This is a genomic window from Halococcus sp. AFM35 (assembly GCF_051195015.1).
In the GTDB taxonomy this organism is placed as follows: domain Archaea; phylum Halobacteriota; class Halobacteria; order Halobacteriales; family Halococcaceae; genus Halococcus.
In genome coordinates this window covers 21,482-47,811 of record NZ_JBNTJU010000005.1, presented here as the reverse complement: position 1 = coordinate 47,811, position 26,330 = coordinate 21,482, and the positions used below count along the sequence as shown (strand labels likewise).

Annotated in this window: 22 protein-coding genes; 10 read left to right on the top strand and 12 right to left on the bottom strand. The window is 64.8% G+C overall.

Annotation, left to right across the window (positions count from 1 at the left end; all coding sequences use genetic code 11):
- Positions 1-137: 137 nt before the first annotated feature.
- The 3 genes from ACQUQO_RS05380 to ACQUQO_RS05370 all read right to left on the bottom strand — a co-directional run bounded on the left by ACQUQO_RS05380 (position 138) and on the right by ACQUQO_RS05370 (position 3,103).
- Positions 138-881, bottom strand: coding sequence for a phosphopantothenate/pantothenate synthetase (locus tag ACQUQO_RS05380; protein WP_435076936.1), 744 nt, complete (start codon positions 879-881; stop codon positions 138-140).
- 31 nt (positions 882-912) lie between these two features.
- Complete coding sequence (locus ACQUQO_RS05375) at positions 913-1,767, bottom strand: pantoate kinase (protein WP_435076935.1); 855 nt, start codon at positions 1,765-1,767, stop codon at positions 913-915.
- Between the two features lie 145 nt (positions 1,768-1,912).
- Entirely contained in the window at positions 1,913-3,103 is a 1,191-nt protein-coding gene (locus ACQUQO_RS05370; protein WP_435076934.1) for an anion permease, read from the bottom strand.
- A 221-nt stretch (positions 3,104-3,324) separates the two neighbouring features.
- Between ACQUQO_RS05370 and ACQUQO_RS05365 the strand changes: the two genes are divergently transcribed.
- The gene (locus ACQUQO_RS05365; protein WP_435076933.1) at positions 3,325-3,627 is read left to right on the top strand and encodes a UPF0175 family protein; all 303 of its coding nucleotides are present in this window, start codon (positions 3,325-3,327) and stop codon (positions 3,625-3,627) included.
- Positions 3,624-4,163 (top strand): hypothetical protein, encoded by a 540-nt coding sequence (locus tag ACQUQO_RS05360; RefSeq protein ID WP_435076932.1) that lies wholly within the window; start codon positions 3,624-3,626, stop codon positions 4,161-4,163. Before ACQUQO_RS05365 ends, ACQUQO_RS05360 begins: the two co-directional genes overlap by 4 nt.
- An 86-nt stretch (positions 4,164-4,249) precedes the next feature.
- Here ACQUQO_RS05360 and aspS read toward each other — a convergent pair whose 3' ends face one another.
- The 6 genes from aspS to gatB all read right to left on the bottom strand — a co-directional run bounded on the left by aspS (position 4,250) and on the right by gatB (position 11,984).
- Entirely contained in the window at positions 4,250-5,551 is a 1,302-nt protein-coding gene (aspS, locus tag ACQUQO_RS05355) for an aspartate--tRNA(Asn) ligase (RefSeq protein WP_435076931.1), read from the bottom strand.
- Positions 5,552-5,598: 47 nt separating this feature from the next.
- Positions 5,599-5,874, bottom strand: coding sequence for an amphi-Trp domain-containing protein (locus tag ACQUQO_RS05350; protein WP_435076930.1), 276 nt, complete (start codon positions 5,872-5,874; stop codon positions 5,599-5,601).
- 71 nt (positions 5,875-5,945) lie between these two features.
- On the bottom strand, positions 5,946-6,650 hold the full coding sequence (locus tag ACQUQO_RS05345) for a phosphoglycerol geranylgeranyltransferase (protein WP_435076929.1): 705 nt from the start codon (positions 6,648-6,650) through the stop codon (positions 5,946-5,948).
- Positions 6,651-6,702: 52 nt separating this feature from the next.
- Positions 6,703-9,186, bottom strand: a complete 2,484-nt coding sequence (locus ACQUQO_RS05340) for a DNA topoisomerase I (RefSeq protein WP_435076928.1) — start codon at positions 9,184-9,186, stop codon at positions 6,703-6,705.
- Positions 9,187-9,257: 71 nt separating this feature from the next.
- Positions 9,258-10,424, bottom strand: a complete 1,167-nt coding sequence (trpB, locus tag ACQUQO_RS05335; protein ID WP_435076927.1) for a tryptophan synthase subunit beta — start codon at positions 10,422-10,424, stop codon at positions 9,258-9,260.
- Between the two features lie 66 nt (positions 10,425-10,490).
- On the bottom strand, positions 10,491-11,984 hold the full coding sequence (gene gatB / locus ACQUQO_RS05330) for an Asp-tRNA(Asn)/Glu-tRNA(Gln) amidotransferase subunit GatB (protein ID WP_435076926.1): 1,494 nt from the start codon (positions 11,982-11,984) through the stop codon (positions 10,491-10,493).
- Positions 11,985-12,103: 119 nt separating this feature from the next.
- On the opposite strand from gatB, the gene ACQUQO_RS05325 reads away from it, so the two are divergent.
- The 4 genes from ACQUQO_RS05325 (at position 12,104) to ACQUQO_RS05310 (ending at position 17,541) form a co-directional block, all read left to right on the top strand.
- Positions 12,104-12,370 carry a DUF7518 family protein gene (locus ACQUQO_RS05325; protein WP_435076925.1) on the top strand — a complete coding sequence of 89 codons (267 nt, stop codon included), beginning with the start codon at positions 12,104-12,106 and terminating at the stop codon, positions 12,368-12,370.
- A gap of 18 nt (positions 12,371-12,388) precedes the next feature.
- Positions 12,389-15,952, top strand: a complete 3,564-nt coding sequence (gene smc / locus ACQUQO_RS05320) for a chromosome segregation protein SMC (protein ID WP_435076924.1) — start codon at positions 12,389-12,391, stop codon at positions 15,950-15,952.
- Entirely contained in the window at positions 15,945-16,766 is an 822-nt protein-coding gene (locus ACQUQO_RS05315; protein WP_435076923.1) for a segregation/condensation protein A, read from the top strand. Before smc ends, ACQUQO_RS05315 begins: the two co-directional genes overlap by 8 nt.
- A gap of 61 nt (positions 16,767-16,827) precedes the next feature.
- The gene (locus ACQUQO_RS05310; RefSeq protein WP_435076922.1) at positions 16,828-17,541 is read left to right on the top strand and encodes a class I SAM-dependent methyltransferase; all 714 of its coding nucleotides are present in this window, start codon (positions 16,828-16,830) and stop codon (positions 17,539-17,541) included.
- 307 nt (positions 17,542-17,848) lie between these two features.
- Here ACQUQO_RS05310 and ACQUQO_RS05305 read toward each other — a convergent pair whose 3' ends face one another.
- Genes ACQUQO_RS05305 through ACQUQO_RS05295 form a run of 3 tightly spaced genes read right to left on the bottom strand, consistent with a single transcriptional unit; the run spans position 17,849 to position 20,037 of the window.
- Positions 17,849-18,427 (bottom strand): type 1 glutamine amidotransferase domain-containing protein, encoded by a 579-nt coding sequence (locus ACQUQO_RS05305; protein ID WP_435076921.1) that lies wholly within the window; start codon positions 18,425-18,427, stop codon positions 17,849-17,851.
- Positions 18,428-18,484: 57 nt separating this feature from the next.
- Positions 18,485-19,351, bottom strand: coding sequence for an S-methyl-5'-thioadenosine phosphorylase (mtnP, locus tag ACQUQO_RS05300; protein WP_435076920.1), 867 nt, complete (start codon positions 19,349-19,351; stop codon positions 18,485-18,487).
- Positions 19,348-20,037 (bottom strand): phosphoribosyltransferase, encoded by a 690-nt coding sequence (locus ACQUQO_RS05295; RefSeq protein ID WP_435076919.1) that lies wholly within the window; start codon positions 20,035-20,037, stop codon positions 19,348-19,350. The genes mtnP and ACQUQO_RS05295 overlap by 4 nt, the downstream gene beginning before the upstream one ends.
- 128 nt (positions 20,038-20,165) lie before the next feature.
- On the opposite strand from ACQUQO_RS05295, the gene ppsA reads away from it, so the two are divergent.
- From ppsA to metG, 4 genes are all read left to right on the top strand, one after another.
- Positions 20,166-22,433, top strand: coding sequence for a pyruvate, water dikinase (ppsA, locus tag ACQUQO_RS05290; protein ID WP_435076918.1), 2,268 nt, complete (start codon positions 20,166-20,168; stop codon positions 22,431-22,433).
- Positions 22,434-22,511: 78 nt separating this feature from the next.
- Positions 22,512-23,567: a tyrosine decarboxylase MfnA gene (gene mfnA / locus ACQUQO_RS05285; RefSeq protein WP_435076917.1), complete on the top strand. Its 1,056-nt coding sequence runs from the start codon at positions 22,512-22,514 to the stop codon at positions 23,565-23,567.
- Positions 23,568-23,647: 80 nt separating this feature from the next.
- Positions 23,648-24,184 (top strand): YqaA family protein, encoded by a 537-nt coding sequence (locus tag ACQUQO_RS05280; RefSeq protein ID WP_435077112.1) that lies wholly within the window; start codon positions 23,648-23,650, stop codon positions 24,182-24,184.
- A gap of 68 nt (positions 24,185-24,252) precedes the next feature.
- Positions 24,253-26,304, top strand: coding sequence for a methionine--tRNA ligase (gene metG, locus ACQUQO_RS05275; protein ID WP_435076916.1), 2,052 nt, complete (start codon positions 24,253-24,255; stop codon positions 26,302-26,304).
- Positions 26,305-26,330: the final 26 nt, after the last annotated feature.

Below are 26,330 nucleotides of genomic sequence, written 5' to 3'. Positions count from 1 at the left end.
CAGCAGCGTGCTGGCCCGCGTCGGGGGCGGAACGCGCCCGCCCAGCCTCGTAAGTTACCTATGTGATATTGTGCGGAGGGATTTAAATAACGCTGTTGCTTTCAAGTGCAAGCTATAACAGGTATAACGACCGGAGTTCAGTCCAGTTCGCCGGAGCGAATCGTCTCTTCTGCGGCTTCGAGCGCCGCCTCGCGGTCGAAGTTCTCGATAGCCCGCTCGCAGTCGTCCGGTCGCCCGGCCAGTTCGCGGGCGTGGGCGGCGATGTTCGGCATCGCACGGACGAGGTTGTCGATGACGGGGACGGCAGCGACCTGCGGCGAGCGCGAGAGCGGATTGAGGTCGACGACGATCTCGGTCTTGTCCATCGCGGAGAGCGCCTCGGCGCGGTCGCCGTCCTCCAAGGGAACGAGCACGACGTCGGCGGCGTGGATGCCGTCGGACGCGACCTTCGCGCGCTCGCTCGTGAGTCCGGGAATCCGGGCATCCGCACGCCGGCCCTTGACTCCCTCGGCCCCGTGGGCGCGGAGATGGTCGGCGATGGCGTCGATGCGTTCGTCGGTCCGGTTGAACAGGTTCGCTTCGATGGCCGCCTCGACGGCGTCGGCGAGGTCGACGATTTCGTCGGGCACCAGCGCCGCGGCATTGCCGTTGACCGAGAGCACAGGACAGTCGGCCAGCAGGAGATGGGCAGCGGCGGCACGCTCGGCGCGCTCGGCGCTCTCGGTTGTTCGCTCCCCGAGGAGATAATCGAAGGCCTCGCCGCGGCCCTCGGCGATGAGTCCCTGCCGGTGGGTGAGACCGGCATCGACGCCGTCCTCGATACGGTGGCGGGTGCGGAGGGACTCGCTGCGCGGATGCTCGTCTGGCACCTCGGTCGTCATGGCCCCACTGTGCGGTCATTCGGGAAAAGCCTTACACCAGCCGTGCGCCCGCGCGGTCGATATCGCAGACAGCAGGGTCGTAGCCCGCCCGACTCAGCCCGTCGTCGGGGGCGACAACCGTCTCGCCGAGCATCGCCATCGACGCCTCGCCTCCGATGTCCGAGACGGCGTCGATGGCGCGCTCGACGGGTGGAGTGAGCAGGTCGGCGTCCGCGGCAAACGCCCGCGAGCACGCGAACAGTTGCGGGAGCGTCGGCTCGCTGAGTAGGTCCGCGAACGCCCGCTCGCCGGCCCGCGTGAGTTCCTCGACGTCGCCACCGATGATTTCGCCTGTGGAGCGCCCGCCGAAGGAGACGTACTCGATGCGGGTGGGTGGCGTGGAAATCCCATCGAGGACCCCGTACCCCGGTGCGCCCGGCTCGCATCTGAGTGGCACTCCGCCACGGGCCTGTGCGACCACGTCGCCGAGACCCGTCCCCGCCGCGACCTCCGCGGCGTGGGCAGTCGTGACGAGTTCGTTTTCCGTATGTCCGAGGGCGAACTGCCAGTTCGCCACGAGCGCCGTCCCGAGGGCCGCCCCGCCCGAGACGCCGAAGCCAGCACTCACCGGTAGCTCGGTCTCGATATCGACGGTCGCGCTCACACCGAGTTCGTCGAGCGTGCGCGCCACGGCATCCATCCCGACCGGCTCGCCGCCGAGCCTGACGGTCGTCTCGTCGGCCGATGTGACCGTCACCGTCACGCCCGCCGAGAGAGCGAGACCCGCACCCCGCGACCCCGCCTTCCGAGGGTCGTCGTCCGGATGGACGCTGAACAGTCCCGTGACGTGACCCGGGACGAACGCCCATGGCTCGGTGGGCGTCTCACGGTCGGCCTCGGCCGTCATACGCACGCATCGGCGACCCGCGGCATAAACCCGCTCGTTTTTCGCCGGGGTCGTCGGTCGGTGCCTTGCGAGTGTCTGTTCAGTTGGCACGGCGGCCGCGAACTGCCCCAGCCGACATCGAAGACACGCCCGACGAATGGTCGGTTTACAACGCCTCGACGAGCGTTATGACGGCGTAGCCGGCCCCGAGTGCGAGCGCGAGCGAGCCGACCCACGCGAGCACCGTGTTCGCCATCTTGCGCTTGCTGACGCCCGCCCCGCCGGCCGCAAAGCCGCTCCCCACCACTGCGCTGACGATGATCTCGTTGAAGGAGACGGGTATCCCGAACACGACGGCGACCTGCGCGATGGCGAAGGAGGGAATCAGCGCCGCAATCGAACGCCGCGGGCCGAGACTGGAGTAATCCTGCGCGATGGCCTTGATCATCCGCGGTGCGCCCATCCACGAGCCGGCAAGCAGGCCAACCCCGCCGAAGACGAGCAGCGCGAACAGCGATACCGAGATCGGCAGCGAAGACCCCTGAAACGCCGCGAGCAGCGGCCCAACGGCCAAGCCGACCTGGCTCCCGCCGGCCGAAAACGCCACCAGTGCACCGAGCGCGAGCAGGAAATGGCGCTCGGCGCTCTCGACGCCCGCATCGAGGTCCCAGACGAGCGCGCCCGCGACCAGCGCAGCGACGAGCAGCGAGGCGAGCGCCTGTCCGACCGTCGACGAGAGCGGCAATCCCGTCGTCGTGGCCGTAGCGATGGACGCACCGCCCGCCCCCGAACCGAGCAGGGTGAAGGGGATGTTGGCGACGATGAGACCGATGATGGCCCCGAGAACCGGGATGGTGTAGCGCTCGGGAACGCTCTCGTGACGCAGCACGCGCGCGGTGGCGTAGGCGACACCGCCACCGACGAAGGGCACGAGCAGCCACAGCGTGCCGATTTCTGCGTATTTCGACCACACCGGGCTGCCGCCGAGTCCGAGACCGACGCCGATGACCGCCCCTGTAACGGTGAACGCCGTCGCAATCGGATAGCCGGTGAAGATGCCGACTGCGACCAGCCCGGCCGCGAGCAGCAACAATACTGTGGCGGCCGTCGGCGAGAGCGTGAGACCACCCACTAGGCCTGTGCCCACGGCATCGGCCACGTTCGCACCCTGTAATATCGCCCCGAGGAGTCCGAGGATGCCGACGAGAAAGCCGGCACGCATCACCGAGATGGCCCGCGCACCCACCGCAGGCGCGAACGGGGTCGACCCCGACGAGCCAGCGCCGATGGTCCACGCCATGAACAGGCTGGCGAGCGTCGCCACGGCGAGTATCGCAATCGTGCTGAGCGCCGCCATCAGTCAGCGTTCCCTTGTCGCAGAGCGTTGCCGGTGGTCGAATACTCCCTCGCCGCCAGCGTACACAGCAGTCATACTGTGTATCGACAACCGGGCCGGATAAACAGTTGTCTCCAGCGCTCGCGTGCTCTCGATACGAGAGAGTAGCGAGCCGACTCTTGAATAGCAGTCAGCGACAACCCACAAATTGATTAATGAATACATCGTAGCACGACGTACACGTGCCCTCGATAAGCGCGCGGATTCCCGACGACGAGCGCGAGGCGCTGGAGGAGGTTGCCGACCTGCTGGACGAAGACCGGAGTACGACGATTCGGAAGGCGCTCCGAGAGGGGCTTCACGACCTCCGGGTCCGCATCGCGGTCGAGCGCTATCAGACCGGTGAGGTATCGGTGAATCAAGCCGCACGAATAGCCGGCGTCTCGCTCGGCGAGTGGCTCGACATCGCCCACGAGCGAAATCTGACGACCCAGCTCTCGCCAACAGACATCGAACGCGATGCGGATGTCGCGCGCGAGCTGTGACGCAAATCTACGCCGATGCGACCGTGTTGATCGCGCTCGGGAACGCAGGTCGGCTCGATCTGCTATCCACGTTCGACGACTACGTTACGGTCCCCGATACCGTCGTCACGGAAGTGACGGGCGAGCCAGCAGCAAGTAATCTTCACGCAGCTAGGGACTCCGGAGGCATCGCTTTCTCGGGTTCACTGGACTTGTTCGACGAAATGGAAAGAGCGAAAGACGAAGCAAAAGAGCTGCTGAATGAAGAAGAAACGAACGGCGATGTTGTGATCATCGGGAACACGATTCGGCAACGTCGAAAGAACGTCACGGTAGCGGTGCTATCGGACGACCGACGTGTGCGGCGCGTTGCAGAGGGACTCGGCGCAACCGTCACCGGCACTATCGGTGTCGTCGTGCGAGCGGTTTCCGATGGCGAACTGACGGGCGAAGAAGGGAAGAAACTCGTCGAGCGACTTGACGAGCGCGGACTGCACATGACTGGCGAACTCCGTCAGCGCGCCATAGAACTCATCGAGGACGCTGCAAGGGACTAAGTAGCCGTGTGCGCTGAGTCATGGACTCAAGCGCTGCCTGTCCGGCGAGACTCACTCCGTTCGTCTCGCTGGCTCCCACGTCCTCGTCACGGACTCAGACGCTGCCGATCACGGGGGAACAGCACCGCCTCGCGGATGTTCGGCAGGTCGAGCATCGTCATCACGAGGCGCTCGCCGCCGATGGCCCAGCCGGCATGCGGCGGCATCCCGTATTTGAACATCTTCGTGTAGTATTCGAACGCCTCAGGGTCGAGTCCTTGGGCCTCGAAGCCCTCGACGAGGTGGTCGTGGCGGTGTTCACGCTGGCCCCCCGAAACGAGTTCCATGTCGGGTGCCATCAGGTCGAAGCCCGTCGACAGTTCCGTATTGTCGTCGTAGTCCTTAATGTAGAACGGTTTGATCTCGCTCGGCCAGTCGGTGACGAAGTAGTGGCCGCCCACATCCGCGCCGAGCGCTTTCTCCCCCTCAGTGGGCAAATCGTCGCCCCACACGAGTTGGGTATCGAGTTCGCCGGTGGCGTTGATGCGCTCGATGGCCTCCTCGTAGGTGAGCCGCGGGAACGCCTCGTCTGGCACCTCGAAGTCGTCGTAACCCAAGGTTGCCAACTCGTCGGCGCAGTTCTCAGCAACGCCCTCGTAGGCCGCCCGGACGACCTGCTCGCAGGCGTCCATCGCCTCCTCGTGGTCGATAAAGGCCGACTCGAAGTCGATGGAGGTGGCTTCGTTGAGGTGCCGGGGCGTGTTGTGCTCCTCGGCCCGGAAGATGGGACCGATTTCGGACACTCGTTCCAGCCCACTGCCGACCATCAGCTGCTTAAATAGCTGTGGTGACTGGTTCATGAACGCCTCCTGTCCGAAGTAGGTGATGGGGAACAGTTCGGTCCCGCCCTCCGTTCCTGTGGCGACGATTTTCGGGGTGGTGATCTCCGTGCAGTCGAGGTCACGGAACGCCTCGCGCGCACTCCGAAGGACCTCGGCGCGAATCTCGAAGATTGCCTTGGCCTCCTCGCGCCGCAGGTCGAGCGTGCGGTTGTCGAGTCTGGTCGGGAGTTCGGCGTCGACCTTCCCGGAAGGGTCGAGCGGGAGTTCGGGGTCGGCCGGCGCGAGCACCTCGACGGACTCAGGAACGATCTCGACGCCGGTCGGCGCGCGTTCCTCCTCCTCCACAGTTCCGGAAACCGACACGACGCTCTCGCGGGCCACTTCTGTACCGGTCTCGACGAGGGCGTCGTCCATCGCGTCCTTCTCGAACTTGACCTGAATTTTGCCCGTGCGGTCGCGGACGATGAGGAAGGCGATACCCCCGAGGTCGCGGATTTCGTGCGCCCAACCGGCGACCGTCACTTCCTCGCCCGGCTCGGCGGCCGTCGTGACCGTTCGGTCGTGCATACACGGGGATGCACAGCGGCGGTCTTAAACGCCGTCGTTTCTCCCGCTCAGTCGATGGTGAGCGGTCCGTCGTCGCCGTCGGCTCCGCCCTCGTCCCATTCGAGTTCGAACTCGACGCTCATCTCGGTGGTACCGTTGGTCTCGCGTTCGGCCTTGACCTCGAAGGTTGGGCGTGCGGGCGGCGCGAGCGCCACGCGCTGGTCGCCGGCTTCGAGCGCGATTTCCTCGCCGGCATCGAGTCTGTCCGCCACGGTACGGAGATAGGCAGCGATGTCGCCACGGTCCATCGACCGCTCGGTCTCGAAGAGCACCTCTTCGGGCATGCGTACTCTCTCGTGCCGTGCGTATAGAACGGTTTGCATCCGCTGGACCACGGGCCGCCGTCGTGGCGACTCTACTCCGCGTCCTTCGCCCCGCGAACGGTCTCTCGAACCGCATCGACGCCTGCCTCGTGAACGAGGTCGCCGACGATGACCGTGTCGGCGTGGCTGCCCATCTCGCGCGCGGAGTCGTAGTCATGAATGCCGCCCCCGTAGAATAGGGTTGCCTCGTCGAGCGCATCGCTCGCTGCGGCCACGATATCGGGGTCGCCGAACGTGCCCGAATACTCGATATAGACGATGTCCTGTCCGAACATCCGCTCGGCGATTTCGGCGTAGGCCGCGACGTCATCGACATCGAGGTCGCAGTCCGCCTGCGTGTATTCGGCCACCGACGAATCGGGGTTCAGTACGATGTACGCCTCGGTGTGGGTCCGGTCCCAGTCGATGCCACTATCGAGGCGCACCCACTCCTTGTGCGCGCCGGTCATCCACGCGATGTCGCCGGCGTTGAACACGATTGGCACGAGATAGCCGTCGAGGCTGGCGGCATGGACCACGGTCCCGGGGTGGCTCGGCTCGATGTACAACGGCACGTCCTCGCGTGCACAGGCGTCGACGACCGCCTGCATCTTCTCCTCGGTCATCCCGGTCGTCCCGCCGACCTCGATGGCGTCCGTCCCTGTGCGACAGACGTCCTCGTAGGTCTCGCCGTCGACGAGGGTCTTGTCCGGGTCGATTTTCACGATGTGGTCCCACTCAGTCCACGGCGCGCTCATAGGGTTTCAGACCCGAGCGCCGCCTAAACGTCTTCCGTAATCGCTCGATTCGTTAGTCGGCCTTCGCCTGCCACGTGCGCACGTTCTCGGCACTCACACCCTGTACGGCGTCGGCAACCGAGTCAGCCTCGCTCTCCCTGAGGTCGCCGAGGCTCTCGATGCCGACCGCCGCGAGCTTTTCGACCGTCCGCTCGCCGATGCCATCGAGGTCCGCGAGGTCGCCGGCCGACTGGCGCGCCTCGTACTCGCGGTAGTTGCAGATGGGACAGCCCAGTTCCCACGGCTCGTCACTGCTCCGTACTATCAGTTCGGGCAGGTCGTGCTCGTCACAGAACTCGTCAGTCACCTCGATATCGCCGCGTCGGGGCAGCGGCAGTGAGTATTCGCAGTCGGGATAGCGCGTACAGCCGACGAGCCGCGAGCCGGTCCTGAGGGTCTTGATGGCGAGTTCGCCACCGTGGTCATCACCACACTCGGGACAAGTCCCGATGACGCGGTCGGCTTCGGCGTCGGCCTCCTCGGCGGCACACAGCGGACAGCCATGCACGAAGGTACTCCGGCCATCGAGCATCTTCACTGTCCGGAGGTCGTGTTCGTCGCAGGTTTCGTCGAGAATCAGCGGGTTTCCGGCCGAGGGGAGGGGAAGCGTGAACTCGCAGTCGGGATAGCCGTCACAGCCGACGAACGAGGAACCGTGGCGGCTCTGCCGGACGAGCAGGTCTTCGCCACAATCGGGACACGGTCCAAGGGTTTTGTCGGCTTTCAGTGACTTTCGGAGGTGTTCGCCGACCGCCTCGCGCGAGTCGTGCAGCGCTTCGAAGACGGCTGCGAGCATCTCGCGGGACTCCTGGGTGACGTCGTCGAGACCCGTCTCGCCGTCGGCGATGGCGGCCATGTCCCGTTCCAACTGGCTGGTCATCTCCTCGCTCACCACGAGGTCCGCGAACTGCTCGGCCGCCTCCACGACCGCTTCGGCGAGCTTCGTGGGGCGGGGCGGGTCGCTCTCGATATACCCCCGGTCGTAGAGCTTCTCGATAGTGTTGTGCCGGGTCGCCTTCGTGCCGATGCCCATCTCCTCCATGCGCTCGATGAGCCGCGACTGACCGCGCCGGCGCGGCGGTTGGGTCTCCTTTTGCTCGGAACGCACGTCCTCGATGGGCAGTTCCTCACCCACTTCGAGGCCCGGCACGTGGTTTTCCGTGGCGTTGAAGTAGGGATAGACGGCGTGATAGCCGGGTTCGACGAGTCGCTTGCCGTTGGCCTTCAGGTGATGGTCGCTCACCGCAGCCGTGACGCCGAGGTGCTCCCACTCGGCGGGGTCGGCGACCGTCACAAAGAATCGCCTGACGACCAGTTCGTATATCTCCCGTTCGTCGTCGCCGAGCGCCGACGCAGACGGAATTTCGCCTGTGGGATGAATCGGCGGATGGTCGGTCGTCTCCTCGTCGCCCTCGGTGGGGACTGACTCCTCGCCATCCAGCAGGGTCTCGGCGTCCTCGCCGAACTCGCGGTGGTTCGTGAATCCTTCGAGGAGTCCCTCGATGTCGAGGTCGTCGGGGTACACAGTGTTGTCGGTTCGCGGATAGGTGATGTAGCCCGCCGTATACAGCTCCTCGGCGAGGCTCATCGCCCGCTGGGCCGAGTAACCGAGCGACCCTGCCGCGCGGATGTACTGGGTCGTGTTGAAGGGGTGGGGCGGGTCGTCGGTCCGGGTGCGCCGAGTGACGTCCTCGACCGTCGCCGTGCTCGCCTCCCAGAGCGTCTCATGGACCGCCTCCGCGACCGATTCGTCCCAGAGGCGGTCGGTTCCGCGGCCTTCTTCGCGGTCGAAATACTGGACTTCGAAGGTGGTCTCTTCTTTGAGCAGGTCGCAGAACAGTTCCCAGTAGGTCTCGGGGTCGAATCGCTCGATTTCGCGCTCGCGGTCGACGATGAGCTTGAGCGTCGGCGACTGCACTCGGCCGACACTGATGAAATCGTTGCCGCGCTGTTTGGCAGTCAGCGAGAGAAAGCGTGTCAGGGCAGCGCCCCACACGAGGTCGATTTCCTGTCTGGCCTCGCCCGCCGCCGCGAGGTCGTAATCGAGGTCGTCGAGGTTCGCAAACGCCTCGCGCACCTCGCGCTCGGCGAACGAGGAGAACCGTGCGCGCTTGATCGGTGCATCCGACACCTCGCGGACGATGTCGGCGGCCTCCTTGCCGATGAGTTCGCCCTCGCGGTCGTAGTCGGTAGCGATGACTACGCCGTCGGCGTCTCTGGCGAGCAGCCTGAGCGTGCGGACGATGTTCTCGCGGCTCTCGTGGGGTTCGACCACGACGTCAGCGTCGAGGAGTTCGACGGGTTCGACGTCGCGCCAGTTCGCGTATTCCGGGGGGAAGTCGTTCTCGACGACGTGGCCCGAGAGACCGACACAGCGCCGCCCGCCCCACTTGTAGACGTTCACTCCGTTGCGGCGCTCGACGTCGGCGCTGCTCTCGCTCAGAATCTCGGCGATGTTTCTCGCGGCGGTCTCCTTTTCGGTAATCAGTAGCTCCATCGGACACCACCTATCGTCATTGGCTGCGGTAGGTCGATACGGTTTCTAAACCTTTCGCAGACTCGCCCGCCTCACCCGAGGTCGAAGCGCTCGGCCGCGGTTCGCATGTCCTTGTCGCCGCGCCCGCTCAGGTTCACCAGAACCGAATCGTGGTCGGCGGCGACCTCCTTCGTCAACGCGAGCGCGTGGGCGGTTTCGAGCGCCGGGATGATGCCCTCGGTCTCGCTCAGCTCGCGGAAGGCCGCGAGCGCGTCCTCGTCGGAGACTGCGCGGTACTCACAGCGCCCGACCGCGCGGAACATCGCGTGTTCGGGGCCGACGCCGGGATAGTCGAGACCGGCCGAAATCGAATGGACTTCGGTATCCTCGTCGAGTATTCTCGTACGCATCCCGTGGAGTGCGCCGTCGGTGCCCGCGGCCAGCGGCGCGGCGTGACGGGTCGAACCCCCGCCCTCGCCGCCACCCTCCGCGCCGTAGAACTGCACGGAGTCATCGCGGAAGGCGTCGAACAGTCCCATCGCGTTCGACCCGCCGCCGACGCAGGCGACCGCCGCATCCGGCAGTTCGCCCGTTCGCTCGCGGAACTGCTCGCGCGCCTCGCGGCCGATGACCGACTGGAACTCCCGCACCATCCGGGGAAACGGGTCCGGTCCCACCACCGAGCCGACCAAATAGTGGGTGTTCTCGACGTTCGCGGCGAAATCCTCCAGAGCGGCGTCGACCGCGTCCGCAAGCCCGGCCCCGCCGCGCGTGACCTCGTTGACTTCCGCACCCAGCAGCCGCATCCTGAAGACGTTCATCCGCTGACGCGCGACGTCCTTTTCGCCCATGTAAATCTCGGTGTCCATGTCGAACAGCGCGCCGACCATCGCGGTCGCGGTACCGTGCTGGCCCGCGCCGGTCTCGGCGATGAGTCGGGATTTGCCCGCCCGCTCGGCGAGCAGCGCCTGCCCGACGGCGTTGTTGATCTTGTGCGCGCCGCCGTGTAGCAGGTCCTCGCGCTTGAGGTAGACCTCGGTGCCGTAGCGCTCCGAGAGACGTTCGGCGTGGAAGAGCGGCGTCGGTCGGCCCGCAAAGTGTTCGAGAATCGAGCGGAATTCCTCGCGGAAGTCCTCGGTCGTGGCAATCGAATCGAACGCGTCGGCGAGTTCCTCCAGTGGCCCTTCGAGCGGTTCGGGCACGTGACGGCCCCCGTATCCCTCGAACTCGCCGGCGTGTTCGGTGTCATCGTTGCTCATCGTATCTCGACAGTACGCAGTAACGCACAAATGTGTACCGGCTGTTCGGCGACCCGCAAGTGCCGGTCAGCCGTCGAGTTCCGTCCGAAGCATCCGATTCACCGTCCCGGGGTCGGCGCTGCCTCCGGTGGCTTGCATGACCTGTCCGACGAGGAAGTTGAGCGCGCCCTCTTCGCCCGCATGATAATCCTCGACGGCGTCGGGGTTCTCCTCGATGGCCGCCGCGACAGCGCTCTCGATCTCGTTCTCGTCGGTGGTACCGAGTTCCTCGCGCTCGACCACCTCGTTCGGCGATAGCCCTTCATCGAGCATCGCGCGCAGCACGACCTCATCGGCGTTCTTTTCGGTGATTTCGTTCGTTTCGGCGAGTTCGATGAGATGCAGGAACTCGTCACGTCGGTCCTCGACGTCCGCGATGGCCATGTCGCGATAGTTGAGTTCGCCCAGCAGTGTGTCGGCGACCCACGACGCCGCCACGTCGGGGTCGAACCGGTCGGCGACCTGCTCGTAGAAATCCGCGACCTCCCGGGTGGAGGTGAGCTTTCGGGCTTCGGACGAACTCAGTCCGTATTCCTCGGCGAAGCGCTCGCGGCGGGCGTCGGGGAGTTCGGGGATATCCACCTCGTCGGCCCAGTCGCTGACGCGGAGCACAGGGAGGTCGGCCTCGGGGAAATATCGATAGTCCTTCTCCTCCTCCTTCGAGCGCATCGAGACCGTCACCCCTCGTGACTCGTCCCAGTGACGGGTCTCCTGTTCCACAGTCCTCTCGCGCTGGAGGGCGTTTTTCTGTCTGGTGACCTCGTAGGCGAGCGCCTGCTCGGCTCCCTTGTGACTGGAGATGTTCTTCACTTCGGTGCGGTTGGCCGCCGCGAGCGCTTCGGCTCCAATCGCGCCGTCGGCGTCGACTTCCGCCTCTGGGACGAGCGAGATGTTCGCGTCGATGCGCAGCGAGCCATCTCTACTGCTGTCGAAGACCCCGAGATACTCCAAGACTTCTTCCAGTTTGGCGAGGAAGGCACGGACCTCGTCGGGACTTCGGAAATCGGGTTCGGTGACGATCTCCATCAGCGGCACGCCCGCGCGGTTGTAGTCCACGCGGGTGTACTCTGCACTATCGATACCGCCGCCACCGCCGGCGTGCTGGAGGCTGCCGGGGTCCTCCTCCAGGTGGGCGCGCTCGATGGCGATAGTGCGTTCGTCGTTTTCTACTGTGACCGTAAGTTCGCCGTCCCGACAGAGCGGCGAATCGTACTGGGTGATCTGGAAGTTCTTCGGGAGGTCGGGATAGTAGTAGTTCTTCCGGTGGAAACGGGTCTCTGCGGGCACGTCGGCGTCGATGGCCGCCGCGAGTTTGAGCGCACCCTCGACGGCCGCCTCGTTCAACACGGGCAGCGCACCCGGCAGTCCGAGACAGGTCGGACACGTGTGAGCGTTCGGCTCGCTGTCCTCGAAATCGGTCGCACAGCCACAGAATATCTTGCTCTCGGTTTCGAGCTGGACGTGAACCTCCAACCCGATGACGACGCGGTGGTCGCTGGCACTGACGGCGCGGGCGCTCATTGTTCCCTCTATCCGGCCGCGCCCGCTAAAACATGACGCCATCGCCGCCCACCCGAAACCATCAGCTTCGATATGCGTGTCTGACGCACGTTTATCAACTCGGGACGCCGCCATCGCCCATGAGCGGCAACCGCGTCGAGGAACTCGAATCGCGCGTCGAAGAACTCGAAGCCTCCGTCTCGGGACTCACCGAGGAGTTGATGGAGACGAAATCACGCCTCACCGAGTTCGAAGACGAATCCACAGGGGAATACATCGAGGCGGGCGTCGGCTCCGTCACCGAGGACGAAGGCGACGAATCGGCCGCAAACGAAGAAGCTAACCCGGCCGAGGACGATTCTGCGGACACGGATTCATCGGAGGCCGACGACATCATCGTCGCGTAGGCCGCCCACGAGCACCCCATGCACATCAAAACGCTCGTCCTAGAAAATTTCAAGAGTTTCGGCCGGAAGACGCGAATCCCCTTCTACGAGGATTTCACCACCGTCAGCGGGCCGAACGGCTCCGGAAAATCGAACATCATCGACGCCATCCTGTTCTGTCTGGGTCTCGCCCGCACGCGCGGGATTCGGGCCAGAAAGCTCACCGACCTCATCTACAACCCCGGTCACGAGGAGGGTGGGGAGCCGGGCGGAGTACGAGAGGCGAGCGTCGAGGTGGTGCTCGACAACACCGACGAGACACTCACACGGGCGGAAATCGAGAGCGCTGCCGGCTCAGAGGACGTCGGCGACGTCGAGGAAATCACCATCAAGCGCCGGGTCAAACAGACCGAGGACAACTACTACTCCTACTACTACCTGAATGGCCGCTCGGTCAACCTCTCGGATATTCAGGACCTGCTCGCACAGGCTGGCGTCACACCCGAGGGCTACAACGTCGTGATGCAGGGCGACGTCACAGGCATCATCAACATGACCGCGGGCGAGCGCCGAGAGATCATCGACGAGATTGCCGGCGTGGCGGCGTTCGACGCGAAAAAGGAGGACGCCTTCGAGGAGCTGGAAGTCGTCGAAGAACGCATCGACGAGGCCGAACTCCGCATCGCCGAGAAGGAAGAGCGACTCGCACAGTTGGAAGACGAACGCGAGACGGCGCTCGAATACCAGTCGCTGCGCGAGGAGAAAGAGGAGTACGAGACCTATCGCAAAGCCGCCGAGTTGGAGGACAAACGCGGGAGCCTCGATTCAACGAGGGGGAAAATCGACGAGTACGAGGACGAACTCGATGACCGCCAGCGCGAACTCGACGAACGCCAAGGGACGGTCAGCCGGCTCGAAGACGAGTTGGACGACCTCAACGACGAAATCGAGCGCAAGGGCGAGGACGAACAGCTCGCCATCAAGCGCGACATCGAGGAGATCAAAGGCGAGAAGAGTCGGCTCGAAGATAAAATCGAGAGCACCGAAGACCGCATCGCCGATGCCGAAAGCGAGCGCCGACAGGCGTTCGTCGAACTCGACAAGAAACAGGAGACTGCCGAGGGCCTCGAAAGCGACATCCGGAGCGTGAAGGTCGAGAAGTCCTCGGTTGCGGCCGACGTCGAGGACAAGGAGAGCGAGCTAGCGGATGTCGAGACCGAAATCGAGGAAAGCGACACGGAGTACGACGAGGTGAAAGCAGACCTCGACGAGCGGCGGGCGGCGCTCGAAGAGGCGAAGAGCGCAAAGAACGAAAAACAGCGCGAGCAGGACAGACTGTTGGATGCGGCCCGGCGGCGCTCGACCGAACAGGACGAGAAGGGAAGCGACCTCGAAGAAACCCGCGAGCGGATTCCCGAAATCGAGGCCGCAATCGACGATTTGGAAGACGAGTTGGCGAAGGCCGAACGGAACGAGGACAACATCGAGGGCGTCGTTTCTGACCTCGCCGACGAGAAGCGCGAGCGGACCGACGACCTCGACGACATCGAGGAGGAGCTACGGGCCGCGAAGGACGAGTACGCGAGTCTCGAAGCCAAAACCGACGATAGCGGTTCGTCGTATGGACGGGCAGTCTCGACGGTTTTGAACGCCGACCTCGATGGGGTCCACGGCACGATTGCGCAGTTGGGCGGCGTCCCGAGCGAGTACGCGACGGCGTGTGAGACCGCGGCCGGCGGACGGCTCGCCCACGTCGTGGTCTCCGACGACGGAGTGGGCCAGCGGGCCATCGAGTACCTGAAATCCAGGAACGCGGGCCGAGCGACGTTTCTCCCGATGACGAAGATGCAGCGCCGGTCGGTGCCCAGCCTGCCCAATCAGGATGGTGTGGTGGATTTCGCGTACAATCTCGTGGACTTTCCCGAGGAGTACGCGGGCGTGTTCTCCTACGTGCTCGGCAGTACCCTCGTCGTCGAGGAGATGGACACCGCCCGCGAGTTGATGGGTGACTACCGGCTCGTGACCGTGGAGGGTGAACTCGTCGAGAAGAGCGGCGCGATGACCGGCGGGTCCAAAAGCGGGTCGCGCTATTCCTTCGAATCGAGCGCCGGCCAGTTGGAGCGCGTCGCCGACCGCATCACCGACCTCGAAGAGCGCCGGCGCGAGGTCCAAGAGGAGGTTCGGGACATCGAGGAGCGGCTCGACGACGCGCGCGAACGGCGGTCGGCGGCAGCGGAGCAAGTCCGGGACATCGAAAACGACATCGAACAGAAGGAACGCGAGCGCGAGGAGGTCGACGAGCGCATCGACGACCTCGAAGGCGACATCGACGACATCGAGGAGAGTCGTGAAGAGGTGAACGAGGAGATGCAGAGCCTCGAAGCCGATATCGCCGACCACGACGAGGAAATCGCCGCCATCGAAGCGGACATCGAGGGCTTGGAGGGAGAACTCGAAGACTCGGACATCCCGGAACTCACGAGCGAAGCCGACGAAATTCGAGACGAGATCGACGACCTCGAAGACCGGCTGGACGACCTCGATGGGGAGTTGAACGAACTCCAGCTCGAAAAGCAGTACGCCGAGGAGTCAATCGAAGAGCTGCACGAAAGGATCGAAACCGCCCAGAATCGCAAGGCCGAGGGCGAAGGGCGCATCGACGACCTCGAAGGGAAAATCGACGAACAGGACGAGAGACTCGTCGAGCGCGAGGCGGCGGTCGCCGACCTCGAAGACGAACTCGCCGACCTCAAGGACGAACGCGGCGAATTGAAGGACGACCTCGCCGAGGCGAAGGAGGCGCGCGACGACCAGCGCGAGACGGTCAACGAGGTCGAAAGCGAACTGGAGAGCCTCCGCGAGCGCCAGGAGCGTTTGGAGTGGGAGATCGACGAACTCGAATCGGTCGTCGGCGAGTACGACCCCGAGGAGATTCCCGACCACGAGGAGGTCGAGAGCGAGATTTCCCGACTCGAAGACGAAATGGAAGGGTTGGAGCCAGTCAACATGCTCGCCATCGACGAGTACGATACCGTCGAGTCCGACCTCGACGACCTCACCGACAAGAAGGCCACCCTGACCGACGAGCGCGACGGCATCGAGGAGCGCATCGACTCCTACGAGGCTCAGAAGAGACAGACGTTCATGAAGTCGTACGAAGCCATCAACGAGCAGTTCGAGTCCATCTTCGAGCGCCTGTCTGCGGGGTCCGGTACTCTTCATTTGGAGGACGAAGAGGACCCCTTCGAGGGCGGGCTGACGATGAAGGCCCAGCCGGGCGACAAGCCGATTCAACGGCTCGATGCGATGTCCGGCGGCGAGAAATCGCTGACCGCGCTCGCGTTCATCTTCGCCATCCAGCGCCACAACCCCGCGCCGTTCTACGCGCTCGACGAAGTGGACGCCTTTCTGGATGCAGCCAACGCCGAGCGAGTGGGCGAGTTGGTCGACGAACTCGCTTCCGAGGCGCAGTTCATCGTGGTGAGCCACCGCTCGGCGATGCTCGAACGTTCGGAGCGGGCTATCGGCGTGACGATGCAGGGCGACAACGTCTCGGCGGTGACGGGTATCGACCTCGGACAGGGGGTGCCCGCCGATGACTGATTCGGATGCGGCCGCCGCGGAGAGCGGCGAGGACGAGGAGGTCGAACCGGTCGAGTTGCTCGTCAGGCTCGCCGAGGAGGGCGAGATCGAGCCGTGGGACATCGACGTAGTGGAGGTCACCGACGCCTTTCTCGCCCGCCTCGACGCCGCCGACCTCCGTACCTCTGGCCGGGCACTCTTTTACGCGAGTGTCCTCCTGCGGATGAAAAGCGAGGCGCTGCTCGAATCGGACGAGCAGGACGAGCCGGAACCCGAGCCGTGGGAAGAGGGCTACGAGGAACCGCCCGACGAGTTCGGCCCGGACCCCGTGGCCGCGCTCGAAGACGAGATGGACCGCCGGCTCGACCGCAAACAGGCGAGGGGCACGCCCGAGACGCTCGACGAACTCGTGCGCGAACTCCGGGAGGCCGAACGCGATTCGTGGTGGAAGGAGTCGAGAACCTACGACACGAGCGGGTCGCCGAAGGGATTTCAACGGGGAACGCAGACGCTGGATTACCGCTCGGGCGACGACGTTCGCGTGGACGACGAACCCACTGAAGCCGACGTGACTGGTACGGCTCACGGCGAGGACATCGAGTCCATCATCGCCGACGTTCAACGGGTGCTCCGCAAGCAGTACGACGCCGGGCGCGAGGAGGTGCTGTATGCCGAAATCAGTGGTTCAGGAGGCTCGCGCGTCGAGACGTTTTTGGCGGTTCTCTTCCTCTCCCATCGCGGCCACGTCCGCCTCCAGCAGGACGAGCTATTTGGGGACCTCTGGATACAGAACCCGAACGCGGTATCGGGACCGACCGAGGCGATTGCGGACTGAGAGCGCGGCATGCGACCGTGTTTCGAAGTAGCGTTATCAGTCAGGGGATGCGTGATAGCCCATGACCGACCCGTTCGGCCGCGCCATCCGTGATTTTCACAGGGATGAACAGGACGAACCCCTCATTCAGCGCGACGGCGAATGGGCGCGCGAGCATCCCGTCGGGGCGTTCTATTTCGGTGATTTCGACCCCGGCGACGACCGCAGCGAGTTCATCACCTCGTGGGTCGATGGCCCGCTGCTCGACATGGGTGCGGGCGCGGGACGCGACACGCTCCACCTCCAGGAGCGCTACGAGACGGTCGCCATCGAGGTGAGCGACCATCTCGTGGAGACGATGAACGAGCGCGGCGTCCACGACGCCCGTCGTGCCGATATGTTCGCGCTTCGCGACATGTTCGAGCGCGACCGCTTCCGGTCGGCGTTCGCGTGGGGCACGCAGGTCGAGCTTGCCGGCTCGATGCAGGGTCTTCGGGAGTTTCTCGACGACCTCGCGTCCGTCACCACCCCGGAGGGAACGGCGACGTTCGACTGCTATGACCCTGCCCGAATCGACGGCGAGGAGATGCTCGGCTACCGGGCCGACCCCGCGCCCGGACTCGCCCATCGCGTGATGCATTTCGAGTACGAGGGCGACGTCGGCGAGACGCTGCTGTTTCGGCTGTTCGGTCCCGACCGACTTCGAGAGGCGGTATCCGGTACCGACTGGAACGTCGCCGCATGCAGATACGATGCTGTCGACTCGCCTCACTATCAGGTAGCGTTGGCGAAATAGCCGAAATCGTGCCGCCGTAACGCGGATATCCCGAGATGCGCTGCTCGAAGTATTCCCCGCCACCGGCGAAAGGTTCATACCAACGTAAGTCATACGTTGTCGTGGACCATGACACCCGAACGCATCAAGGAGCGGCTGGACGAGACCGACGGTCGGGTCGATATCGAGGCGTTCGTCACGGCGCTCGAATACGTCCGCGACGACGGGCGGTCGTGAGGCGGTAGCCAGCAACGCCGGACCACGAGCTAGCGTCGATACTGGCTGGTGTGGAAGCCAGTCGTCGAAATTCTTCTTTCGCGTTCGCCGTTCAGACGTCCTCGGTCTGCCGGTCGTCGTGAGGGCCCTCCTCGATTTCCTCGACGACCTTGTCACAGAATGCATCGAGGTCGTCGGGGTTGCGGCTGGTGACGAGTCCCTCGTCGACGACGACTTCCTCGTCGACCCACTCACCGCCCGCGTTGCGGATGTCGGTTTCGAGACTGTGGTAGGAGGTCAGCCGTCGGCCGTCGACGACATCGGCCTCGACAAGCGTCCACGGGCCGTGGCAGATGACACAGAGCGGTTTCTCGGTTGCGAAGAAGTCGTGGATGAACGCTACCGGTTCGTCCTGTCCGCGGAGGGTGTCCGCGCCGACGGTCCCGCCGGGAACGACGAGACCGTCGTAGTCCTCGACGCTGGCCTCCGCGAACGTTTTCTCTATCTCGTAGGAATCGCCCGGTTCGAGGTCATTGTTCACCGTTTGGGCCTCGCCGGTCTCGGTGCCGAGAACGTCAACGCTGGCCCCGGCGTCCTCGACGGCTTCTTTCGGTTCGGTGAACTCGGCCTCCTCGCTGCCGCGTTGGGCGAGCACGATGCCGACCGTCTTGCCTTCGAGTGCGTCTGCCATGCTGTGGGTCGAACGGTCGTTCGGGTACTGAACGTTGGGCTTGCTACCGCAACGCGGTCAGTCGAGGTACTCGTCGGCGAGCAGCCCGACGCGCTCTCTGGTTTCGTCGGGAATCGCTTCGCTCGGGGTGTTGATTGCGCCGTCGAGCGCGTGCTCGCAGTCACACGCGCGCTCGTCGGGCATCGTCTCGATGGCGTTTCCGATAGTGGCGTTGATGCGCTCCTCGTTCGCGGCGGCGTTTTCGAGCACCTCCTCCAGACTCACCTCGCTGTCCTCCTTCCAGACGTCGTAGTCGGTGATGCCGGCGACGGTCGCATAGCAGAGTTCGGCCTCGCGGGCGAGTTTCGCCTCCGGAATCGCGGTCATCCCGACGATGTCCCAGCCCTGTGCGCGGTAGAACTCGCTTTCGGCTCGGGTGGAATACTGCGGCCCCTCGATACAGACGTAGGTTCCGCCCCGCTCGACGCCCTCGTCCGCCCCGGTCCTTTCGTCGGCCGATTCGGCAGCGTCGGCGAGATGCGTACTCATGTGTGGGCAGTACGGCTCGGCGAAGCCCATGTGGACGACCATGCCATCACGGAAAAACGAATACTCGCGGTGGCGCGTCCGGTCGAAGAGCTGGTCGGGCACGACCAGCGTCCGCGGCGGGAGGTCCTCGCGCAGGCTGCCGACGGCGTTGGTCGCGAGGACACGCTCGACGCCGAGGTCCTTCAGGGCATAGATGTTCGCCCGGTAGGGCACGTCGGTCGGGGAGTGTTCGTGGTTCGGACCGTGCCGCGGGAGGAAGGCGACCTCCCTCCCATAGACTTCGCCGACCGTGATGGGACCGCTCGGCGCACCGAAGGGTGTTCCGACGTGCTCTTCGCGCTCCTCGTCGAGGTCGAGCGCCTCGTAGACCCCGCTGCCGCCGATGAGACCGATCATGCTTCCTCCAGCAGCCGCCACTCGTCGCCGTCGCGCTCGACGATTCCCCGTCTGTGCATCTCCGCGAGCACCTCGTTCATCCTGTTGGGCTGGGCGATCTCCATCTCGATGCGGTCGATGCCGTGATGTTCGGCGAGCAAGCGCCGTATCTCCTCGGTTCCCACGGTCGTATCGGGGTCCAACACGCCGCTCACGAGGTCGGTCATGTCCTCGATGAAGTTCCACGGATAGACCACCCACGTCCAGCTGTCGAGATGCTCGCCGACGTAGTCGGGTTCGAACTCGCTCGTGCCCAGCAGTTGGACGGTCGCGGTGCGAACGTCACTGGGATTGCGGTCGATCACGTACTCGTGGGCGCGCTCGATGCTCCCTCCTGTGTCGGCGATGTCGTCGATGATGAGGACGTCCTTGCCCTCGACCGACCCCTCGGGCATCGGATAGCGGATTTCGGGTTCACCACTCTTGGCAGCGGTGCCGACGTAGTGTTCCATCTTCAGGCTCGTGAGGTCGTCGAGTCCGAGGAAGTCACAGAGACAGCGCCCGGCGAACCAGCCGCCGCGAGCGAGCGCGACGACGACCTCGGGTTCGAAATCGGTGCGTCTGACCTGATCGGCGACCGCCCGACAGCGGCCGTAGATGTACTCCCAGTTGGTGACGGTGCAGGTGAAATCATCGCGCTCGGACATGGCTCGATTGGGAGGGATGGGGCCACCCGTTAAGTCGTTGTGCTCCATGCGTGCGATGTGCCATCGCTTCCCGCGAACCTCGGTGGTTCGGAACCTTCTTTATCGACGTTCGTGATTGTACGTCCAAGATGGCTGTACTCTGGCTGGACGAGGTTGGCAAGGACGACATCGACGCTGTCGGCGGGAAGGGGGCGTCGCTGGGCGAACTCGCCGGTGCCGGCCTGCCCGTCCCGCCGGCCTTCGTCGTCACGGCCGGAACCTACCGCTCGTTCATCGAGGAGACCGGCATCGACGACGCGCTGTTCGATGCCGTCGACGTCGACCCCGACGATTCGAGCGCGCTCGCCGCCGCCCAAGCCGAAGCCGAGGACCTCATCCTCGGCACCGAGATGCCCGAGGAGCTGCGCGAGGAGATCCTCGACACCTACGGAAACCTCGATGACGGTGAGGCGTTCGTCGCGGTCCGCTCGTCGGCGACCGCCGAGGACCTGCCCGACGCCTCGTTTGCGGGCCAGCAGGAGACCTTTCTGAACGTCACAGGGGAAAACCTCGTCCAGCGGGTCAAGGAGTGCTGGGCCTCGCTGTTCACCCAGCGAGCGATCTACTACCGCGAACAGCAGGGATTCGCTCACCGGGACGTGGACATCGCGGTCGTCGTCCAGCGGATGGTCGACGCCGAGAAGTCGGGCGTGATGTTCACCTCCCATCCCTCGACCGGTGCGCCCGAACTCATCGTCGAGGCCGCGTGGGGTCTCGGCGAGGCGGTCGTCGCGGGCGAGGTCTCGCCGGACAACTACGTCGTCGACCGCGGGAGCCACGACCTCGATTCCGTCACCGTTGCCGACAAGAAGACGATGTGCGTCAAGGACCCCGAAACGGGTGAAACGACGATGGTCGACGTCCCCAGCGAGAAGCGCGAGACACAGGTGCTCGACGGGGACGAACTCGGTAGTCTGGTCGATATCGGCGAACAGGTCGAGGACCACTACGGCGAGCCACAAGACGTGGAATGGGCGATCTTCGACGGCGACGTCTATATGCTCCAGTCGCGACCCATCACGACCATCGCCGACGACGAACCCGAGCAGGCGAGTGCCGCCAACGGTGGTGATGCGTCCGAATCGAACGAAGACGTGTTGCTCACGGGGCTTGGCGCGAGTCCCGGCATCGCCAGCGGGGCGGTGGCGGTCGTCGACCAGTTGGACCAGTTGGACAAGGTCGGCGAGGGTGACATCATCGTGACCGAGATGACGACCCCCGACATGGTGCCGGCGATGAAGCGCGCGAGCGGCATCGTCACCGACGAGGGTGGAATGACCTCCCACGCGGCCATCGTCTCCAGAGAGCTTGGCGTCCCGGCCGTGGTCGGCTCACAGAGCGCGACGAGCACGCTCTCGGACGGCCGTCGCATCACTATCGACGGCGACAAGGGCACCATCCGCGAGGGCGAAGTCAGCGATGGCGAGCGCGACGCCGTCGAGGAGGTCCGCCCGCAGTCGCCGGTCAAGCCGATGACCGCCACGGAAGTCAAAGTAAATGTCTCGATTCCCGAGGCCGCCGAACGCGCGGCCGCGACCGGTGCCGACGGCGTGGGGCTGCTGCGGATGGAGCACATGATTCTCTCGACGAGCAAAACTCCAGAAAAATATATCGCCGACCACGGCGAGGAGGCCTACATCGAGGAGATCGTCGAGGGGATTCGCGGGGTTGCCGAGGAGTTCTACCCGCGACCGGTGCGGGTGCGCACCCTCGACGCCCCCACTGATGAGTTCCGCCAACTGGAGGGCGGCGGCGACGAACCCGACGAACACAATCCGATGTTGGGCTATCGGGGCATCCGGCGCAGCCTCGACAGGCCCGACGTGTTCATCCACGAACTCGAAGCCTTCCGGCAGCTCTACGGGATGGGCTACGACAACGTCGAAGTCATGTTCCCGCTCGTGAACGACGTCGAGGACGTGATTCAGGCGCGGAACCTCATGGAGGAGGCGGGCATCGACCCCGACAAACGGTCGTGGGGCGTGATGGTCGAGACGCCCGCCTCGGCGCTGTGTATCGAAGAGATGGCCGACGCCGGTATCGACTTCGCCTCCTTCGGCACCAACGACCTCACCCAGTACACCTTAGCTGTGGACCGGAACAACGGACAGGTCGCCGACCGCTTCGACGAACTCCATCCCGCAATCCTCGAACTCATCGGTCGAACCATCGAGACCTGCCGCGAGAACGACGTCGCCACCAGCATCTGCGGGCAGGCCGGCTCGAAACCCGAGATGGTGCAGTTCCTCGTCAACGAGGGCGTCTCCTCGATTTCGGCGAACATCGACGCCGTGCGCGACGTCCAACACGAGGTCAAACGCGTCGAGCAGAAGCTCGTCCTCGACACGGTCAGGTGACGGTTCGACTCCGATGGTCACTACCGCGCGATACCGGACAGGAGACACGACGGGTACGGTGGGCTTCCAGTCATAACCATGCAGCAGGCCACGCCACAGGACTTCTCGCGTGTACTCTCCTCGATGTGTACGGAGCCACATCCGGACGCGCGGGCGGCCGCAGAACGCTTTCTCGCGACCAATCCCGGCGACCCCGCTACCTACGAAACGGTCGCCGATATCGAGCGCAGCGTCGTCGAAACGCTCGGCGAACTCGCTGGACTCGAAGAACCAGCCGGATACGTCACCAGCGGCGGGAGCGAGGCGAACATCCAAGCGCTGCGCATCGCGCGCAATCGCGCCGACACGGATGACCCGAACGTGGTCGCGCCCGAAAGCGCCCACTTCAGTTTTCACAAGGCCGCCGGCGTGCTCGGTCTCGAACTCCGCACCGCACCGCTCGATGACGACCTCCGGGCGAACGTCACGGCGATGGCCGAACTCGCCGACGCCGATACGGTCGCGGTCGTCGGCGTCGCCGGCAGCACCGAATACGGGCGTGTGGACCCGATTCCAGCGATTGCGACGCTCGCCGAGGAGGCCGGGGCGCTCTGTCACGTCGATGCGGCGTGGGGCGGCTTTCACCTGCCCTTCACCGACCACGAGTGGAACTTCGCCCATGCACCTATCGACACGATGACCATCGACCCGCACAAGTTAGGGCGGGCGGTCGTGCCGGCGGGCGGATTGCTCGCGCGGAAAGGTGAATTGCTCGATGCGCTCGCCGTCGAAACACCATACCTCGAATCGCGCTCGCAGGCGACGCTGACGGGCACGCGCAGCGGGGCGGGCGTGGCGAGTGCTCGTGTCGCGCTGGACGCCCTGTGGCCCGATGGCTACCGCGAGCAGGCGGCGCGCGGGCAGGCGAACGCCGACTGGCTCGCCACCGAACTCGAAGCGCGCGACTATTCGGTCGTCGACCCCGAACTGCCGCTGGTCGCCGTTGACGTTCCTGGCGGGGAGTTCGACGCGCTCAGAGGGAGGGGATGGCGGATTTCACGCACCGGAACAAACGAGCTGCGTGTGGTCTGCATGCCACACGTCACCCGTGAGGTCCTCGAATCGTTCCTCGACGACCTCGACCGAGTACGGTAACACTTAGAAGGCGGACGCGACCATCGGCGGTCGTGACGCTCCCCTCCTCGGCAGTCGCTACGTGCTCGACGGCCGCGTTCCTGTCCACACCGCTCCAACTGGGTGGAATCGAAAGCGCCGTCGAGACCGCGACGGGTCCCCTCGGATTGGTCATCATCGCGGCGTACTCGTTTCTCATCGCTATCGTCCTGCCGCTGCCGAGCGAGATCGTCCTCGCCGCACCCCTGAACCTCGGCCTGCCCGAAATCGTCGACCTCGCGCTCATCGTACTCGTCAGCGGTGCCGCAAAGGCCGCCGGCAGCGTCGTCGCCTTTCGAATCGGCCACGAAGCCAAACGCCAGTCCGGACCAGTTATCGACCGCCTCCGCGACTCCCGGTTCGACATCGTCGAGTGGTCCGAGCGCCGAACCGTCCAGATTGCCCGCGAGTACGGCTACATCGGGCTCGCACTCGCGCTGATGGTCCCGTTTTTTCCCGATACGCTCTCGATCTATGCCTTCACCGTCCTCGAAGAGAACTACGTGAAGTTCGCCGCCGCCACCTTCGTCGGTAGCATGGGCCGGCTGTTGCTCGTCGCGGGCGTGCTCGCGCCGTTTTTCTCGCTGTTCGGCATCTGACCCGCCAACGGAACTGCTCACCGACGGAAAGCGGCGGGCTTTAGGCCCGCATCACGATATCGAGGGGTATGAGCCACGAGGAGTTCCCCACCGAGAACCCGGCGGTCGTCACCTGCGGGCTGCCGTACGCCAACGGCGACCTGCACGTGGGCCACCTCAGGACCTACGTCGGCGGCGACGCCTTCGCGCGCGCACTCGAAACACTCGGCCAACGGACGGCGTTCGTCTCGGGGTCTGACATGCACGGCACTCCTGTGGCGGTCAACGCCTGGGAGGAGGGCGTCACGCCCGAGGAGTTCGCGCTGCGCCACCACGAGAAATACCGGAAGACCTTCCCGAAGTTCGATGTCGAGTTCGACAACTACGGCCACACGGCCGAGGACACGAACGTCGAGCTCACCCAGCAGTTCGTCCGCGAACTCGACGATGGCGGGTACATCTACGAGCAAGAAATCGAGGTCGCGTGGGACCCCGCAGAGGACCAACCTCTTCCCGATAGATACGTCGAGGGGACCTGTCCGTACTGTGGCGCACGCGCTCGCGGCGACGAGTGCGACGAGGGCTGTGGCCGCCATCTCGAACCCGGCGAAATCGAAGACCCCACGAGCGCCATCACGGGCAACCCGGCCGAATACCGCACCCGCGAGCACAAGTTCCTGCGCCTCTCGGAGTTTCAGGACTACTTGGGCGAATTCATCGACCGGATGGAGGGGACGGCGAACGCGAAGAACCAGCCCCGCGAGTGGATCGAGGGCGAGCTACAGGACTGGTGCATCACCCGTGATCTGGATTGGGGCATCGAGTATCCCGGCGAAGAGGACCTCGTGTTGTACGTGTGGGTCGATGCGCCAATCGAGTACGTGTCGAGTACGAAACAGTACACCGAGCGCGTCGGCAGCGAGGAGTTCGACTGGGAGCAGGCGTGGCAAGACGACGGCGAGTTGGTTCACGTCATCGGACGGGACATCATCCAGCATCACACCGTGTTCTGGCCCGCAATGCTTCGGGGAGTTGACTATCAGGAGCCGCGGGCGGTACTCGCAAGCGGGTTCGTCAACCTCGACGGCAAGGGGTTTTCCACCAGCCGGAACCGTGCGGTCTGGGTCGACGACTACCTCGACGAGGGGTTCGACACCGACCTCTATCGCTACTACATCATGACTGGAAGCGGCTTCCAGCAGGACATCGACTTCTCGTGGGAACGGTTCGCCGAGCGGGTCAACGGCGAACTCGTCGGCACGGTGGGCAACTTCCTCTATCGGTCGCTGCTCTTTGCCCACCGCAATTATGGAGGAACGCCCGACGGCGAGGTGAGCGAGGAGGTGCGCGAGCGCATCGAGGACGCGATGGACGACTTCCGAGATGGCGTCAACGACTACTCCGTGCGGGCGGTCGCCAACGCGGCCGTCGAGCTCGCGGGGTTCGGCAACGAGTACATCCAGCGCCACGAGCCGTGGAACGCCGAGGACCCAGAGCGCGCACAGGTCATCTGCGACTGCGTGCAGCTCTCGAAGGCCGTCACGGTGCTCGCCGAACCCGTGATGCCCGGCATGGCCGCACGGCTCTGGAGCCAACTCGACGAGGGTGGGTCGGTCCACGATGTCGCCCTCGATGCGGCGCTCGACGCACCGCCCGTGGAATTCGACGCTCCCGAGGAGCCGTTCGAGCGCATCGACGACGAACGCGTCGCGGAGCTGAACGAGAAGCTAGAAGCACAGATCGCCGCCGCGAGCGACGGCGAGGGGGGCGATGGGGACGACACCGCCGGGGGCGAGCACGCCGACCACGAAGCGCTCGTCGACGAGCGCATCGGCTTCGATGAGTTTCAAGACCTCGATATTCGGGTAGGGAAAGTCCTCACCGCCGAGGGTATCGACGGCGCGGACGACCTCGCGCGACTTGAGGTCGATCTCGGTGTCGAAACCCGGCAAATCGTCGCCGGCATCAAGCAACTGCACGACCTCGACGGTTTGGCGGGAGAGCGGGTGGTCGTGTTGGCGAACATCGAGAAGACGGAACTGTTCGGCGTCGAAAGTAACGGAATGGTGCTCGCCGCTGGCGACGAAGCGGACCTGCTGAGGACCCACGGCGACAGCCCCCCTGGGACCAAAATTCGTTGAGGCGGCGGCAGCCATTTCCGGCTGGA